The organism is Kitasatospora sp. RG8 (assembly GCF_017813315.1).
Lineage (GTDB): Bacteria > Actinomycetota > Actinomycetes > Streptomycetales > Streptomycetaceae > Kitasatospora.
In genome coordinates this window covers 48,224-63,290 of sequence record NZ_JAGIYX010000023.1, presented here as the reverse complement: position 1 = coordinate 63,290, position 15,067 = coordinate 48,224, and the positions used below count along the sequence as shown (strand labels likewise).

Here is a 15,067-nt window from a genome sequence, read left to right as displayed (position 1 = left end):
ACCGGCGGCCGTTTCGACCCCGGCCGCTGCCGCTTCGACCGCGCGGCCGCCTGCTTCAACCCCGCGGGCCGGGGCCCCGGAGAGGCTGATGCTGGGGCTGACAATCCTGGCCGCGGTCGGCGGTGCGGTGCTCGCCGGGATCGGCTTCTCCGGCTCCTACGCCGCGCTGCGGGACCTCGGTTTCAGGCACAGCTTCGGGGACTTCAGCTACGCGTTCCCGGTCGGTGTCGACGCCGGCATCGTGGCTCTGCTCGCCATGGACCTGCACCTGATCCGCCGGGGCACCCCGTGGCCGGTGCTCCGGCTGCTGGCCCACGGTTTCACCGCCGCCACGATCTACTTCAACGCCGCCTCGGCCGGGCCGCTGCTCAAGGACGCGACCGGGACGGCGATGCACGCGGTCATCCCGGTGATGTTCGTCGCGGCGGTCGAGGCCGGGCGGCGCCTGGTCATCCGGATCACCCGGATCGAGGCCGGCCACCAGTCGGACGGGGTGCCGCTGCACCGCTGGCTGCTCGCCCCGCTGCCGTCCTGGCGGATGTACCGACGAATGCGCCTGAACGGCATCCCCTCCTACCCGAGGGCGGTCGAGCTGGAGCGCGAGCGGCTCGTCTACCGGCTGATGCTGGAGCGCGAGCACGGCGGCGACTGGCACAAGGCCCCCGCTGACCAGCGGCTTCCGCTCACCATGGAGCGCTTCGGGCTGAGCGTGGACGAGGCCCTCGCCCTGCCCCTTGAGGCCGAGGAACGGACCCGGCTGCGGGCCGAGCGCAAGGCGACGTTCGAGGCCGAGGTCACGGCCCGCGCCGAGGCCCGCGCCGCCGACGCCCGGATCTCCGCGCTCCGCACGGCGGGCCGGGTGGAGGCCGCCGGGTACGACGTCGGCGCCGAGACCGCGACCGCCAAGGCCCACGCCCACGCCCGAACCCTGGCCGCCGGCCGGGATGCCGAGGTCGCCGAACGGCTCGACCAGGCCGAGGACGACCTGAAGGCCGCAGCCGCCGAGCAGCAGGCCGCCGACGCCCGCCAGCACGCCGCCGAAACCGACCAGGCCGCCGCTGAAATGGAACGCGCTGCCGCTGAAACGCGGCTCCGCACCGCCGAAACGGAGCGCCTCGCCGCCACCGCCGAGCGCTCCCGGGCCGAGGACGAAGAGGCCACCCAGGCCGCCCGTCTACGCGCCGCCGAAACGGCCAAGCGCGCGGCTGAAACCGAGGAAGGCGCCGCTGAAACGCGCCGCCGCGCCGCCGAAGCCGATCGCGCTGCGGCCACCGCCGAGCGCGCCCGGATCGAGGACGAGGAAGCCTCCGGGGCCTCCCTGCTCCGCGCGCTTGAAGCACGGGCCCGTGCCGCTGAAACGGAGCTGCGCGCGGTTGAAGCGGAGGACGCAGCGAAGCTGACCCCGGCCGCCCGCGCCACCCGCCGGGTCGCCCGCATGATCCTCGCCGACGGCGACGGCGCCCCCGAGGCCGTCACCCTCCAGGCCATCGCCGCGACGCTCGACGTGTCCCTCGCTACCGCCTCCCAGCGCCGTTCCGACGCGGCCGAGTTGCTCGCTTCCGGCTACCACCCGCAGGCCGACGCGGCCTGACCAGGAAGGACCTTTCATGGACTTCTGCTACTTCTGCGGCGAGAGCAAGCCGGACGTCGAGACCTGCGCGGACCCGTTCGCGCAGGACGTCAACAACGAGGAGTGGATCATCCCGATCTGCACCGACTGCTACGAGATCCGCTGCGACGACATCTGACTCGGAGGCTCGACATGGCTCGCATCCGCACCACCAAGGTTCAGATACCGGCACAGCGTGGCCGTGGGCGCCGGGGAGCACCCGCCGCCCATGTGGTTGACCTCGGCCGGGGCACCGCCCCGGTGGTCCTGGTCGTGCCCCGGCAGCAGTCCCTGAGCGGCCGGCTCGCGCTGGCCACCGGGCGGGCGCTGTGGCGCCGCCGCATCACCTGGGCGCCGGTCTGGGCCGGGATCGGCCTGTTCGGCGCGACGGGGCTGCTGTCCGCCACCGCGCCCGCCGCCGCGCTCTCGTTCGCCGTCCCGGCCGTGCTGCTGCCGGCCGGGTGGGTGCTGGTGAAGCGCCGACACCCGCGCTCGGCCGTGCGCCGCCGCGCCCGCTCCCTCAGCCGCCACACCGCCGCCGTCTCGGCCGGCCTCGGCTGGTCGGCGGCCGCCGTCTGGTTCGGCCCCGCCGGCGTCGTCCTGACGCTGCTGTGGCTGGCCGGCACCGCCACCGCCCAGATCCTCTGGTCGCGCCACCGCCGGGCGCTGGCGACCACCCCGCTCACCGCTCCGATCGTGCAGGACTGAACTCCCCGAAGGAGAAGCCCAGATGAGCACCCCTCCGAAGACGCCCGGTCCGGGCAGCCCGTTCCCGCCGCCCCGCCGCTCCACCCCCGGCGGCGGCCCCGGCGCGGGAGCCGGACCCTCCGGCCCCCGCACGTCCCGCCCCACCGGCGGCGGCGCGGCCGGCGGCAACAGCTACCACTTCACCTACAACCGCGGCGCCGCCGGCGGGGCCGGGGCCGATGCCCCCCGCGGCGGCCGCGGGGCCGGCCCGGGACGGGGGCCGGGCGGGATCGGCCAGCCCACCGGCGGCACCAGCGCCGGACCTGGCGCGGGCCGGGGCTACTCGCCGCTGGGCGACCCGGAGTTCTTCACCAACGCCGACGTGCGGGAGTTCTGCGAGCGCGGCCGGGCCGTGTTCTCCCAGCTCTCGTTCGACCTCGCCATGGCCCACGAGATCCTCCAGGCCGTGCTCAAGGAGGTCCCCGACGCCGACGGGCGCCCGTTCGGCGCGCAGGCCCGCGCCCGCCGGGTGGCCCGGCACCTGAAGAAGGCCGCCGACGACGCGAAGGACTGCGCCGCCGAGGTCGCCCGCACCTACGCCGCGTTCCAGCGCGAGTACGACCCGGAGATCTCCCGCGTCGCCAAGCCCCGCCAGCCCCGCCGCCGCTTCGACTTCGGCGGCTAACAGCCCCCTCCCCGGCCAGGGCGAGGGCGTGAAGAAGCCACCCAGCTCCCGCAGCCGGGTGGCTTCTTCACGCTCACCCGGGCCGGGGCCCTCCTCGATCTCCCACACCCCGGCTCCCCAGGGAGGCAGCCCGTGCCCCGCCACCAGACCGCGGCCGTGCAGCTCGACGGCCAGAGCGCACAGCTCCTGCTCGACCCCAACCAGCACTCCGGCGGGGTCGGCGAGTACCTGCTCCACCGCATGAAGCCCTACCTGCCGCCGTGGATCGTCGCCGCCGGCACCGGCATCCTCTCGCTCCCGGCGAACCTGATGTGGAACGACTCCGCGGCCGGCGCGGTCGGCCTCACCCTCGCCTCGCTCGGCCTCACCACCGCCACCTGGTGGGCGGGCAAGCCCACCAGCCAGCAGCGACGCCTGCACTCCGCCATCACCGTCGCCGCGGGGACGTCGTGGTTCACCGCCGCGGCCCTCGCCGGGCCGATCGCCGGGCCGCTACCCAGCCTCTACCTGATAGGGGCACCCGCGCTCGCGGCCACGTGGAACATCCGCCAACTGCTGCGGGTCAACCCCGACGGCGCCGGCGCGAGCGCCGACAAGGGCCTGCTGGAAAAGGTCGGCCTGGCCAAGACCCTCGTCACCTCGGCGACCGTCCAGCCGAACAAGGCCAGCTTCGACCTCCAGCTCCCGGGCGGGGAACTGACCGCGGACGACGTCTCCAAGGCCCTGCCCCGGCTCGCCGGCGCGCTGAAGGTGGCGAAGAACGCGGTCCGGATGGTCCCGGACGCCGACGACGCGTCCCGGGCCACGCTCACCGTCGTCCCCCACGACCTGCTCAAGGCCGGCGCCCCCTACCCGGGCCCCTCGCACCCCGGCGGCTCCATCGCCGACCCCGTCCACGTCGGGATCTACGAGGACGGCGCCTGCCTGGCGATGTTCTTCCCCGGCGACCCCGAGGCCGGACGCAACGCCATGCATCTACTCGGCATGGGGATGACCGGCGCGGGCAAGTCCGAAGGCACCATCACCGCCCTGACCGAAGCCATCACCCGCCGCGACGTCATCATCTGGGCATCCGACCCGGCCAAGGCAGAGCAGACCCTCGGCCCACTGCTGCCCGCCCTCGACTGGGCCGCCCTCACCGTGGACAACACCAAAGCCATGATTACCGCCCTGCGCGCGGTCATCCCCGCCCGGACGTCCTGGCTGGCGAAGTACGGCTACAAGCAGTGGGAACCCGCCTGCGCGAAGACGCAGGCCGACGGCGCCCCCGGCATGCCCTACCTCATCGCCTGGTTCGAGGAAGCCGCCAAGACGATCCGCGAGACCGACGACGACGTGTTCACCGGCATCGCCCAGGAAGCCCGCTCCGCCGGAATCTCCCTGGCCGTCTCCCTCCAGCGCGCATCCAGCACGCAGATGAGCACCGACACCCGCGCCTCGCTCGGCTCCTCCTGGGTGTTCGGGCTACGCGACGACCGGGACGCGCAGTTCGCGCTGCCGGACGAGGCCATGGACGCCGGGGCCTCCCCGCAGGCATGGAAGGACAAGAAGCCCGGCTACTGCTACCTGGTCGCCAACGGCATCCCCGAGACGTTCTGGGCCACCCCCGGCCGCGCCTACCTCACCCCCGTCGACGCCATCGAGTGGGCGGTCGTCGAGTTCGCCGGCATCCGGGCCGCCTGCGACCCGGTCACCGCCAAGGCCGCCGCGAACGCGGTCGGCCCCGCCTTCACCCAGCGCACCCGCCACCCCCTCCCCACCCTGCCCGCCAACCCGGACCACGCCGACCGCGCGGACGGCGGGATCTACGAGGAGAACACCGCCGTGGACTACGACCTCACCGCCGACGACGGTGACGAGGACGGATGGATCGACCCCGACGCCGAACTGCCGCCGGTCACCAGGGTGGTCGAGATCGCCCCGCCCGATGTCCCGCCGCGCACCAGGCTCAGCCAGAACGAGGCCCGGGGAGCGATGGCGCAGATCCTGGCCGAGTTCGAGAGCACCGGCCGCCGGGAGATCGGCCCGGTCGACTTCATGGAGCACTGCGACCGGTTCAACCGCTCCCGCCAGTGGGTCTCCAAGCAGGTCGCCGAAATGGTCCTCACCGGCCGTCTGCGCGAGACCGACACCGCCGGCCGCTACGAGATCATCCCGCTCCACCACGCCGCCGCCTGAACCCGAACTGTCAGGTGACAGGCGCCAGTCGGTGACTGTCACCCGAGGCCGATTTCCCCAGGTAACGCATGCGCGCAAGGGGTGACAGTCGGCGACTGTCACCCCTCTGTCACCCCCGCTGGCACCTGATCTTGAACCCTCTGGCACTCCACACGATCGCGCCCCGGCACTCACCCCGGGGCGCCCGGAAGGACCCACCGCCGTGATCGTCAACATCTCCTCCGCGCTGCTGTTCGCCGTCATCACCGTCGTCCTCGTCCGCGCCCAGCGCGTCTCCGCCGGCTCCGCCCTCCTCGTGTGGCTGTCCGGCTTCACCGTCGCCGGCGCCGGCCTCGCCAAGCCCGTCAACGACGCCCTGGCCGGCGTCGTCCACTTCCTCGCCACCATCCACTGACCCCGCGCCAACCCACCGACAGGAGAAGCACCGTGGACCACACCACCAACCCGCAGCCGTTCGCCGCCCCGGTGCTCTACACCCCGGACGGCACCCCCTACTACGCCCACCCCGCCCCGCTCACCGCCCCGCCCGCGCTCTACCACCCCGCCGCGGCTCTTCCGCTGCCCGCCCAGTACGCCGCCCCGGTTCTGCAGCTCCCGGCTCCGCTGGCGCAGGCTCCCGCCGTGCCGGTCCGGGACCCGTGGCCCGCCCGCCTGGTGGCCGGCGGGGTCGGCATCGGAGGCGCCGGAATCGGGATCGGCTTCCTCGCCCAGGCCCTCGCCGCCGCGACCACCGCGCTCGGCTTCGTCACCGCGGGCCTGGCCGTGGTCTGGCTCCTGAAGACCACCAGCGGGGGCGGCGGCCGCGGCGGGCAGGGCGCCGTGAACGTGCGCGTCAACGTCACCAACCGCAACCGCTGACCGGCCTGCCCGACCGGCCGTTCCGCCCGGACCACGCCGCAGCCGGCGGCGGAGCCCGGGTGGTGCGGGGGACCAGGCAGACCCCGCTCCCGCCGACGCAGCACGAAGCCCCACAGCAACCGTCGTTTCTTGGCCGAGAGCCGGTTGCTGCGGGGCTGTGCATCCCCTTCACAGAGATGGGAACCAGCATGCCCCAGTTCGACCCGCACACGCTCGTCATCGTCGACGACGACTACGACCAGCGCCACGCCAGCGACGGCCACTCCCGCTACGGCGCCTACTTCCAGCGGCGCGCGGGCCTGCCGCTCGACGGCGAGCCGCCCTACACCGCCCCGCAGTTCGCCGTCGTCGCCTGGGGCATCGCCGGCGCCCCCGTGATGTCCCCCGGCTACGTACGCGTGCGCCCCGACGTCCACGACATCACCGCCCACGTGGACGACGACGGTGGCCTGCTGCTTCGCGTCGAGATCCGCCTGAGGCACCGGGCCCTCGCCGACCGGCCCTGCTACCTCGGCGACTGGGAGCAGGACCGCAACCTCGGCGCCGACCAGGCATGGCCGCGGCTGGACACGCCGTACCAGCCCGAGCGGGCCGCGCTGCTGACCACGGCCACCCTGCTGCTGCCCGTCCACACCGGCAACCTCATCGCGCCCACCGGCATCAAGCCCGACCGCACCATGATCGGCCAGGCCCGCGACAACGTCGCCGCCGTGGCCGCCCACATCAACACCATGGCCTACGCCGTCAACGAGCTGACCGGGGCCGGGCGGTGAGCGGCCCCGTGATCGGGTCGCTGTGCACCGGCTACGGCGGCCTCGACATGGCCGCGCTGTCGGTGCTGGGCGGTGAGTTGGCGTGGGTGGCCGACCCCGACCCGGGCGCCGCCGCAATCCTGGCCTACCACCACCCGACGGTGCCGAACCACGGCGACATCACCACCGCGGACTGGTACGAGGCCGAGCCGGTGGACATGCTGACCGCCGGATTCCCCTGCCAGACCGTCAGCCTGGCCGGCACCCGCGCCGGTCTCGTCCCCGGCGCCGCCTCCGGCCTGTGGGCCGAAGTCGCCCGCGCCGTCCGTGAACTGCGTCCCTCCCTGGTGGTGATCGAGAATGTCCAAGGGCTCCTCTCGGCGAAGGCCGACCGCGGAGACGTTGGAGTGGGACCCGGAGCGCAGGATCTGGACGAGGCGACCGGACGGCCCCTCGCTCTTCGCGCTCTCGGCGCCGTTCTGGGAGACCTGGCCGGCCTCGGGTTCGATGCGGAATGGACGAGCATGCGCGCGTCCGACGTCGGCGCCGCCCACCAGCGCACCCGCGTCTTCGTCCTCGCCTGGCCTGCCCACCCCGAGGGCCCGCGACTCGCGTGGCCGGGGCTTCCCGGACGGCCTGCCCGGCACGGTGCTGCTGCTGAAGACCCCGACCGCGCAGCTCGCCGTGAACGGCGGCAGCCAGCACCCGGACAAGCGGAAGGCGGGCGGGCACGGGCCGACGCTCGCGGACGAGGTGGAACACCTGCTGCCGACCCCGACCCGGGCGGACGGCGGACGCACCAGCCCCTCCTACGCCCGGGGCAACCCGACCCTGGCCGGGGCCCTGCCGCCTCCCCCGGCGGCGGCACGGACTGGGGCCCCTACGCCCCTGCCGTCCGCCGCTGGTCGGCGGTCCTCGGCCGCCCCGCCCCCGGACCAACCGACGCTGCCGGGCGTCTGAACCCCGTCTTCGTCGAGTGGATGATGGGCCTGCCGCCCGGGCACGTCACCGACGTCCCCGACCTGTCCCGCACCGCCCAGCTCAAGGCGCTCGGCAACGGTGTCCTTCCCGACCAGGCCGCCGCCGCACTCCGGCTCCTCCTGGAGCGCGCCACCGCGCCCGCTGCCGGGGAGGTGGCCGCGTGAGCCGGGTCCCGCCGCTCGGCGACACCGAAGGCCTGTGGCAGGCCGTCATGGCCGCCGCCGCCGGCCGCTGCCAGTGCCGCGGCACCTGCGGCAAGTCCCACGCCAAGAACGGCGGCCGGTGCGACCGCGTCCACGACGGCCACAAGCAGCACCACGGCGGCGGCCGCGTCCACCTGCTCGCCGCCCCCGCCGACCCGGCCGGCCTGCTGCTGCCCCCGCACCGCATCGCCGCCCTGCCCAAGCAGGCCCTGGCCGCCTGGTGCGAGCGCTGCCACGACGCCACCCGCAAGAAGCACCAGACCACCGTCGCCGCCGACGAGCCGGACGCCCTGTTCTGATCCTGGAGGTACCCGTGCCCATCAAGGCCGTCACCTGCCACGTCGCCGTCTGCGACGTCTGCGGCACCGAATACGGCTCCGCCACCGATGACGAGTGCGTCGTCCACTCCACCACCCGTGAGGCCGCCGTCGCGGTGGTCTACGCGGACCCCGACTGGCTGGTCACCCCCGACGGGCGGGTGATCTGCCTCGACATTGACGACCCGGCCCACCAGAGCGCGCTGGAGGAGATGTTGCCGCCCCCGCCCCCGGCCATCTGCGACGACCAGATCACGCTCCCGATCGACCTCTGACCACTCCGCCCCGGCGGCCCGCACCCTGCACGGGGTGCGGGCCGCCCCTGCTCCGACCGATTGGAGCCCCGTGACCGCCCAGTACGACCGGCCGACGTCGAACGTGATCCCGTTCAGCCCCGAGCCCGCCGAGGTCCTCACCGCCGAGCAGGCCGTCATCGGCGCCGCCCTGCTCGACCCCACCCGCATCCCCGCCCTCGCCGAGGTCCTCGGCGACCCCGGCGTGTTCTACCGCCCCGCCCACGAGACGATCTGGCGCACCATCACCCGCATGGCCGCCGCCGGGCGCCCCGTCGATCCGCTGCTGCTGACCGATGTCCTGCGCGCCCAGGGCGACCTGAACAAGGTCGGCGGGCCCGGCTACCTCTACACCTGCCTCGAAGCGACCCCGACCGCGGCGAACGGCGACTACTACGCCGACCTCGTCCGGGCCGGCGCCGAGCGCCGCCGCATCAACGCCACCACCAGCCGCCTCGCCCACATGGCCAGCGATGACCAGGCCAATCTGAACGATGTGCGCACCGCGGCGCTGGCCGCGCTCGCGGACCTCGCCTCCGGGGAGACCTGGCTCGACCCCGTCCCGCTCGGTTCGCACGGCGCCCTTCCCACCTTCCCCGTCCACGCCCTCCCGAAATGGGTCGGTGCCTACGTGGAGGCGGTCGCCGAGTTCACCCAGACCCCGCCCGACCTGGCCGCCACCATGGCCCTGGCCGCCCTCTCGACCGCCGCCGGCGGCCGGGTGAACGTGGAGATCCGGCCCGGCTGGCGCGAGCAGTCCAACCTCTACCTGGTCTGCGCGATGCCCCCGGCCAGCCGCAAGTCCGACGTGTTCGCATTCATGACCGGCCCCGTCTACCGGGTCGAGGACGAGCTCCGCGAGGGGGCCAAAGCCCGGATCATCGAGGCCGAGACCGCCAAGGAGACCGCCCTGGCCGAGGTCGAGGCGCTCATGGCCAAGGCCCGCAAAAACCCCGACCTCGACCGCGCGCACCTGGTCGCCGAGATCTCCGCCGCGCGGATGGTCGCCGACGACATCACAGTCCCGCCCACCCCCCGCCTGACGATGTCCGGGGACCTCACCCCCGAGACCGTGACCCACCACCTCGGCGTCCACCGCTGCCTCGCCGCGCTGAGCCCGGAAGGTGACCTGTTCGACAGCATCGCCGGCCGCTACAGCAGCAAGCCCAACCTCGGCGTCTTCCTCCAGGCCCACAAGGGCGAACGGCTTCAGACCGACCGCATCACCCGCGAGCAGCCCACCGTCGACAAGCCCGCCCTCACCATCGGCGTCACCCCCCAGCCCGCCGTCCTCCAGGAACTCGGCGCCGCCCCCGGCGCCCGCGACCGCGGCCTGCTCGCCCGCTTCCTCTACTCCCTGCCGGCATCCAACCTCGGCTATCGCAAGATCCGCACCACCCCCGTCCCCGATCCGGTCGCAACCACCTACGACGTCCGCCTCACCGCGCTGCTGCACACCCTGACCGCCCTGGACGAGCCCGTCACCGTGACGATGACCGAGGCAGCCGACCTCGCCGTCGAGAAGCTCCAGGAGAAGTTCGAGGTCCAGCTCCGCCCGGACGAGCCGCTCGCCCACATCAAGGACTGGGCCGGCAAGCTCGTCGGCCACATCGCCCGCATCGCCGTTCTGCTCCACCTCGCCGACCACGTCGCCGGCGACTGGCGCGTGCCCGTCGAGGCGGCCACCGTCGACCGCGCCGCCGAGATCGCCGAGTACTACACCGCCCACACCCTCGCCGTCTTCGACCTCATCGCCGCCGACCCCGCCACCGACGACGCCCACGCCCTCCTCCAGTGGCTCCAACGCCCCCGGAAGGACGGCACCCACCGCACCCACATCAAGGCCCACGACGCCGTCGCGTCGTCCCGCCGGTTCAAGAAGGTCGCCGACGTCGAACCCGCCCTGAACCTCCTCGAACAGCACGGCTGGCTCCGCACCGACCAGCCCCCCGCCAGCAGCCAGCGCGGCCGCCAACCGGCCGCTACGTACCGTGTTCACCCGGCGGTGGGCACCCCCGCGGACGGGGCCGAAGCCCCGTAACCGTCAGGGATGTCAGGGAAAATCCCTGACCAGCCAAAACGACCCCTGACCGCCTGTCAGGGAACGTCAGGGATGTCAGGGAAAAGCCGATTTTCCCTGACATCCCTGACAATCCCTGACGCCCCGCCAGGAGCCAAAACCCCAGGTCAGCGATTTTCCCTGACATCCCTGACACTTTTCAGCTTCCACCCCCGTCCGCACGCGGGGGTCGCAACTCTTCGTGACCACCTCATCCGCCCCAGGCGGCGCCGAAGGAGTGCCATGAGTACCGCCGTGCCCATCGCTATGACGGTCCCCGAGGTCATGGCCGCACTCCGGATCAGCCGGAGCAAGGTCTACGACCTCATCCGTTCCCGGGAGATCCCCAGTTTCACCGTCGGCACCCGCCGGCGGTTCGATGCCGCCGACGTGGCGGCCTACATGCGCAAGCGAATCGAGGAGAACTACTGATGGCCAGGCGCGCCAACGGCGAAGGCACCATCATCCTTCGCAAGGACGGGCGTTACGCGGCTGCGGCGTACGTCTACAAGCCCGACGGCACCCGCACCCGCAAGTGGGTCTACGGCAAGACTCGGACCGAAGTCGCCAACAAGCTGACCGAGATGCAGGAGAAGACCCGGCAGGGCATCCCCGCGGTCACCTCCAACATGCCCCTGGCCGACTACCTGGACTACTGGCTCACGGCCGTGGCGAGCGAGCGCTACAAGCCCTCGACCATGTCGAGCTACGAGCCGATCTCCCGCGTGTACATCGCCCCGGTGCTCGGACGGAAGCCGCTGAACCGGCTGACGCCGGCGGACATCCGCCGATTCCTCGCCAGTTTCCGCACGGGCTGCCTGTGCTGCCTCCGGCGGGTCGACCACAGCCGCCCGTTGGAGAAGCAGGTGTGCTGCGCGGTCCGGAAGTGCTGCCAGCGGCGGCCCTCCGCGCGGACCGTGCAGTACGCGCACGCCGTTCTCCGGTCCTCGCTCCAGAGCGCGGTGCGCGAGGAGCTGTTGGCCCGCAACGTGGCCCGGCTCGTCGAGCGGCCGACCGTGCCGCACAAGGAGGTGCAGCCGCTTACTCCCGAGGAGGTGCGGGCTCTGCTGCGGGCCGCACGGGACCACCGGCTCTACCCGCTGTGGCTGCTGCTGGTGTCGACCGGCCTGCGCCGCGGTGAGGTGCTGGCGCTCACTTGGACTGACATCGACCTGGAGGCCCGCCAGCTCCGCGTGCGCCGCAACCTCCAACGGGTCAAGGGGCACCTGGTGTTCGGCACTCCGAAGACCGCGCGCTCGCGGCGGACGATCGCGCTGCCGGCGTCCTGCGTCGCCCGACTCCGGGAGCGCAGGGAGCAACAGATTCAGGAACGGGCGGAGGCCGGGATGGACTGGCAGCCGCTCGACATCCAGCCGGACGGGCTCGTCTTCACCACGCTGACCGGCACCGCGCTCGACCCGCGGAATCTGAACCGCAGCCTCGCCACGCTCTGCACGAAGGCGAAGCTGCGACGGATCCGGGTGCACGACCTCCGGCACACGTGCGCCTCGATGATGCTCGCCTCCGGGGTGGCCGTCCGCACCATCATGGAGACGCTCGGGCACAGCACGATCAGCATGACCCTCGACACCTACGCGCACATCATGGAGACGACGCTCCGGGAGGCTGCCGACCGTATGGACGACGCGCTCGGCATCGCCACCGCGTCGGATAGTCAGGAGGAAGGCGGAGAACCCGCCGCCGGCGGGGCGTCGTGAGGCGCTGAGAGAGCGGGTTGATGTCACCCGTAGATGTCGAAAGGGCCGGAGACTAATGTCTCCGGCCCTCTGACCACTGTCGGGACGACAGGATTTGAACCTGCGACCCCTTGACCCCCAGTCAAGTGCGCTACCAAGCTGCGCCACGTCCCGTGGTCTCGGCGCCCCGGCGGAGCCTGGGGGGCTCTGCTGTGGGCTTCTCGACCTTGTCCCCGGTGTCCCGGCGACGTGGAAAACAATACAGCACGTCGGGGGGTGCTCGCTGCCAGGTTTGGTTCGGGCGCGAGGTCAGGGTGTGGGGTGGCGTGCGTCGTAGCGGAGGAAGGCCGGTCGGCGGGCGGCGAGGAGGAGGATGGCGGCGAGGCAGGCGAGGCCGCCGCTGACGACGGAGACGGCGGGGCTGGTGAGGGAGGCGACGGCGCCGGACTCGAAGTCGCCGAGGCGGGGGCCGCCGGCGACGACCACGATGAAGATGCCCTGGAGACGGCCGCGCATCTCGTCGGGGGCGGCGACCTGCATCATCGTGTTGCGGAAGATCATGCTGACGGTGTCGGCGCAGCCGGCGACGGCGAGGAACAGGAGGCCGAGCCAGAGGTTGCGGGCGAGGCCGAAAGCGGCGATGGCGAGGCCCCAGGCCGCGACGGAGGCGAGGACGGCGACGCCCTGGCGGTTGACGCGGCCGACCCAGCCGGAGAAGAGGGCGCCGACCAGGGCGCCGACGGCGGGGGCGGAGACCAGGAGGCCGACGGTACGGGCGTCGCCGCCGTAGAAGGTGACCGCGATGGCGGGGAAGAGGGCGCGCGGCATGCCGAAGATCATGGCGGCCAGGTCGGCGAGGAAGCTGGTGCGCAGGTTGGGCTGCTCGCGCAGGAAGCGCAGGCCGTCGAGGACGGAGGCGCGGCCCTTGCGTTCGCCGAGCGGGCGCATGGCGGGCAGGCGCCACATCGCGTAGAGGGTGGCGGTGAAGGCGACGGTGTCGACCAGGTACGCGGCCTGGGCACCGTAGGCGCCGATGAGGACGCCGCCGAGCATGGGGCCGACGGTGAGGCCGAGGTTCATGCTGACGGTGTTCAGGGCGTTGGCGGCGGGGAGCTGGTGGCTCGGGACGAGGCGCGGGATCATCGCCGAGCGGGCGGGCGAGCTGAGCGCGAAGAAGCCGGCCTGGACCGCGACGGCGGCGTAGAGGACGGCGACGAGGCCGAGCCCGGCGAGCGCCTGGGCGGCCAGGACCGCGGAGACGGCGGCGAGGCCGGCGGAGCCGATCAGTCCGAGCCGTCGGCGGTCCACGGTGTCGGCGATGGCGCCGCCGTAGAGACCGAAGGCGATCAGCGGGAAGAGGGAGAACAGCCCGACCAGGCCGGTGGCGAAGGTGGAGCCGGTCAGGTCGTAGACCTGGACGGAGACGGCGACGGCCGTCATCTGCTGGCCGACCGACGAGACGGCCTGGCCGAACCAGACGCGCCGGTAGTCGGCGTTGTCGCGCAGCGGGCTGAGGTCGGCGAACGCCCCGCGAGCGGCGCGGCGGTACCACGGCGGTACGGGGGTGTCGGGCCCGGCGTCGGTCACAGGAGGCCGGGACGAGACAGGCTGGGTACCGGCTGGCGCGGGGCCGGCACCGGCAGCGACAGGCCCGGCGTCGGCTGGGGCGGGGCCGGCGTCGGGCAGGACAGGCTCCGAACCCGCTGAGGCGGGCCCGGTCGCCGAATTGGCAGGATGATTGGTCGACACAGCCCCCATCCTCGCCCCGCCCGCCGGCCCGCCCACGACCGGGGCGACCCCTACAAGCCACGGGGGTGCCCCTACAAACCACCCCGAGCTACAGACCACTGAAAGCCCCACCCCGGAACCGCTACCGGGTCAGCACCTGCTTCTCCCCCGCCTCGACCGCGAAGTCCAGCCGGTTGCCCGGCGGCGGGAAGGGGCAGATGAAGTGGTCCGAGAAGGCGCACGGCGGCAGGTAGGCGCGGTTGAGGTCGAGCACGGTGTGACCGTCCTCGTCCGGGGCGGGCAGGTTGATGAAACGGAAGCGGTAGGTGTCCGTTCCACTGGTCGCGTCGGCGATGACGCCGGAGAGGCTGTTGCCCGCGCGGCTGACGGTCAGGGTGCGGTGCTCGCCCGCGACAGTGAAGGCGATCCGGCCGGTGACGGCCAGCGGGCGCTCCTTTCCGTCCGCGTTGGGGACGACGACGGCCTGGTCGCCGCCGTCCTCGAACGGGGTGAAGACCGCCGGGACGGCCCACTCCGGCGAGTAGGCGTACGCGGAGATGCCGGCGAAGGAGGCCCGGCGCGGCGCGGCCGGGTCGAAGACCCGCAGGGCCAGCTCTCCCTCGCGCTCGATCGGGACGAGGCGCAGTTCGCCCAGCACCGCGGTGTCGGCGGCCGGGTCGCTGTCCGGGCGGAGCAGCACCTCACCGTCGACGGGGGCCTCCGCGCCGGTGACCGTGATCCCGTCGACGGCCGCCGCCCGGACCCGGACGCCCTCCGCGTCGGCCCACCAGAGACCGGGCAGGCCGGGGACCTCGGCGGGCTCGGGCTCCAGCCAGTGCGTACCGGTGAGCGCCAGCTGGCCGTGCGCGGTGCCCACCGCCGCCGCCCGGTTGTCGCTCCAGTGCTTCCATTCCTCCGCGGCTGTCGCCGTCATCGGCGTACCCTCCCACTCCGGTCCACGGCCCGCAGGCCGTCCCTAGTCCGTCAACTCCTCAACGCCGACCACCGGGGTGGATCATT

The 15,067-nt window shown here is 73.2% G+C and carries 16 protein-coding genes and 1 tRNA gene; 14 read left to right on the top strand and 3 right to left on the bottom strand.

Features of this window, described 5'->3' with window-relative positions; all coding sequences use genetic code 11:
- The first annotated feature begins 88 nt into the window (after positions 1 to 88).
- From J5Y04_RS28570 to J5Y04_RS28505, 14 genes are all read left to right on the top strand, one after another.
- Entirely contained in the window at positions 89 to 1,591 is a 1,503-nt protein-coding gene (locus J5Y04_RS28570) for a DUF2637 domain-containing protein (protein WP_209415284.1), read from the top strand.
- Positions 1,592 to 1,607: 16 nt separating this feature from the next.
- On the top strand, positions 1,608 to 1,748 hold the full coding sequence (locus J5Y04_RS28565; protein ID WP_209415283.1) for a hypothetical protein: 141 nt from the start codon (positions 1,608 to 1,610) through the stop codon (positions 1,746 to 1,748).
- A 14-nt stretch (positions 1,749 to 1,762) separates the two neighbouring features.
- Positions 1,763 to 2,317 carry a hypothetical protein gene (locus J5Y04_RS28560; RefSeq protein ID WP_209415282.1) on the top strand — a complete coding sequence of 185 codons (555 nt, stop codon included), beginning with the start codon at positions 1,763 to 1,765 and terminating at the stop codon, positions 2,315 to 2,317.
- Between the two features lie 22 nt (positions 2,318 to 2,339).
- Positions 2,340 to 2,981, top strand: a complete 642-nt coding sequence (traA, locus tag J5Y04_RS28555) for a plasmid transfer protein TraA (protein WP_209415281.1) — start codon at positions 2,340 to 2,342, stop codon at positions 2,979 to 2,981.
- 132 nt (positions 2,982 to 3,113) lie between these two features.
- Positions 3,114 to 5,159, top strand: a complete 2,046-nt coding sequence (gene traB / locus J5Y04_RS28550; protein ID WP_307853343.1) for a plasmid transfer protein TraB — start codon at positions 3,114 to 3,116, stop codon at positions 5,157 to 5,159.
- Positions 5,160 to 5,361: 202 nt separating this feature from the next.
- Positions 5,362 to 5,553 (top strand): hypothetical protein, encoded by a 192-nt coding sequence (locus J5Y04_RS28545; protein WP_209415280.1) that lies wholly within the window; start codon positions 5,362 to 5,364, stop codon positions 5,551 to 5,553.
- A 32-nt stretch (positions 5,554 to 5,585) separates the two neighbouring features.
- On the top strand, positions 5,586 to 6,017 hold the full coding sequence (locus tag J5Y04_RS28540; protein ID WP_209415279.1) for a hypothetical protein: 432 nt from the start codon (positions 5,586 to 5,588) through the stop codon (positions 6,015 to 6,017).
- 176 nt (positions 6,018 to 6,193) lie between these two features.
- Positions 6,194 to 6,790: a hypothetical protein gene (locus J5Y04_RS28535; RefSeq protein ID WP_209415278.1), complete on the top strand. Its 597-nt coding sequence runs from the start codon at positions 6,194 to 6,196 to the stop codon at positions 6,788 to 6,790.
- An 8-nt stretch (positions 6,791 to 6,798) separates the two neighbouring features.
- Positions 6,799 to 7,914, top strand: coding sequence for a DNA cytosine methyltransferase (locus tag J5Y04_RS28530; protein WP_307853342.1), 1,116 nt, complete (start codon positions 6,799 to 6,801; stop codon positions 7,912 to 7,914).
- On the top strand, positions 7,911 to 8,252 hold the full coding sequence (locus tag J5Y04_RS28525) for a hypothetical protein (protein ID WP_307853341.1): 342 nt from the start codon (positions 7,911 to 7,913) through the stop codon (positions 8,250 to 8,252). Before J5Y04_RS28530 ends, J5Y04_RS28525 begins: the two co-directional genes overlap by 4 nt.
- Positions 8,253 to 8,266: 14 nt before the next feature.
- The gene (locus J5Y04_RS28520; RefSeq protein WP_209415276.1) at positions 8,267 to 8,545 is read left to right on the top strand and encodes a hypothetical protein; all 279 of its coding nucleotides are present in this window, start codon (positions 8,267 to 8,269) and stop codon (positions 8,543 to 8,545) included.
- Between the two features lie 70 nt (positions 8,546 to 8,615).
- Positions 8,616 to 10,604: a YfjI family protein gene (locus tag J5Y04_RS28515; protein ID WP_209415275.1), complete on the top strand. Its 1,989-nt coding sequence runs from the start codon at positions 8,616 to 8,618 to the stop codon at positions 10,602 to 10,604.
- 261 nt (positions 10,605 to 10,865) lie between these two features.
- Positions 10,866 to 11,054: a helix-turn-helix domain-containing protein gene (locus J5Y04_RS28510; protein ID WP_209415274.1), complete on the top strand. Its 189-nt coding sequence runs from the start codon at positions 10,866 to 10,868 to the stop codon at positions 11,052 to 11,054.
- Positions 11,054 to 12,340: a tyrosine-type recombinase/integrase gene (locus J5Y04_RS28505; protein ID WP_245205605.1), complete on the top strand. Its 1,287-nt coding sequence runs from the start codon at positions 11,054 to 11,056 to the stop codon at positions 12,338 to 12,340. Before J5Y04_RS28510 ends, J5Y04_RS28505 begins: the two co-directional genes overlap by 1 nt.
- A 79-nt stretch (positions 12,341 to 12,419) precedes the next feature.
- Here J5Y04_RS28505 and J5Y04_RS28500 read toward each other — a convergent pair.
- From J5Y04_RS28500 to J5Y04_RS28490, 3 genes are all read right to left on the bottom strand, one after another.
- Positions 12,420 to 12,493 (bottom strand) — tRNA-Pro (locus tag J5Y04_RS28500).
- A gap of 135 nt (positions 12,494 to 12,628) precedes the next feature.
- Positions 12,629 to 13,906 carry an MFS transporter gene (locus tag J5Y04_RS28495; RefSeq protein WP_374106121.1) on the bottom strand — a complete coding sequence of 426 codons (1,278 nt, stop codon included), beginning with the start codon at positions 13,904 to 13,906 and terminating at the stop codon, positions 12,629 to 12,631.
- Between the two features lie 283 nt (positions 13,907 to 14,189).
- Positions 14,190 to 14,981 carry a DUF1684 domain-containing protein gene (locus J5Y04_RS28490; RefSeq protein WP_209415272.1) on the bottom strand — a complete coding sequence of 264 codons (792 nt, stop codon included), beginning with the start codon at positions 14,979 to 14,981 and terminating at the stop codon, positions 14,190 to 14,192.
- Positions 14,982 to 15,067: the final 86 nt, after the last annotated feature.

Bases quoted from the DNA above. Each gene is read 5' to 3' on its own strand.
- J5Y04_RS28570 (WP_209415284.1), top strand. From the start codon at position 89: ATGCTGGGGCTGACAATCCTGGCCGCGGTCGGCGGTGCGGTGCTCGCC.
- J5Y04_RS28565 (WP_209415283.1), top strand. From the start codon at position 1,608: ATGGACTTCTGCTACTTCTGCGGCGAGAGCAAGCCGGACGTCGAGACC.
- J5Y04_RS28560 (WP_209415282.1), top strand. From the start codon at position 1,763: ATGGCTCGCATCCGCACCACCAAGGTTCAGATACCGGCACAGCGTGGC.
- traA (WP_209415281.1), top strand. From the start codon at position 2,340: ATGAGCACCCCTCCGAAGACGCCCGGTCCGGGCAGCCCGTTCCCGCCG.
- J5Y04_RS28535 (WP_209415278.1), top strand. From the start codon at position 6,194: ATGGGAACCAGCATGCCCCAGTTCGACCCGCACACGCTCGTCATCGTC.
- J5Y04_RS28510 (WP_209415274.1), top strand. From the start codon at position 10,866: ATGAGTACCGCCGTGCCCATCGCTATGACGGTCCCCGAGGTCATGGCC.
- J5Y04_RS28505 (WP_245205605.1), top strand. From the start codon at position 11,054: ATGGCCAGGCGCGCCAACGGCGAAGGCACCATCATCCTTCGCAAGGAC.
- J5Y04_RS28490 (WP_209415272.1), bottom strand. From the start codon at position 14,981: ATGACGGCGACAGCCGCGGAGGAATGGAAGCACTGGAGCGACAACCGG.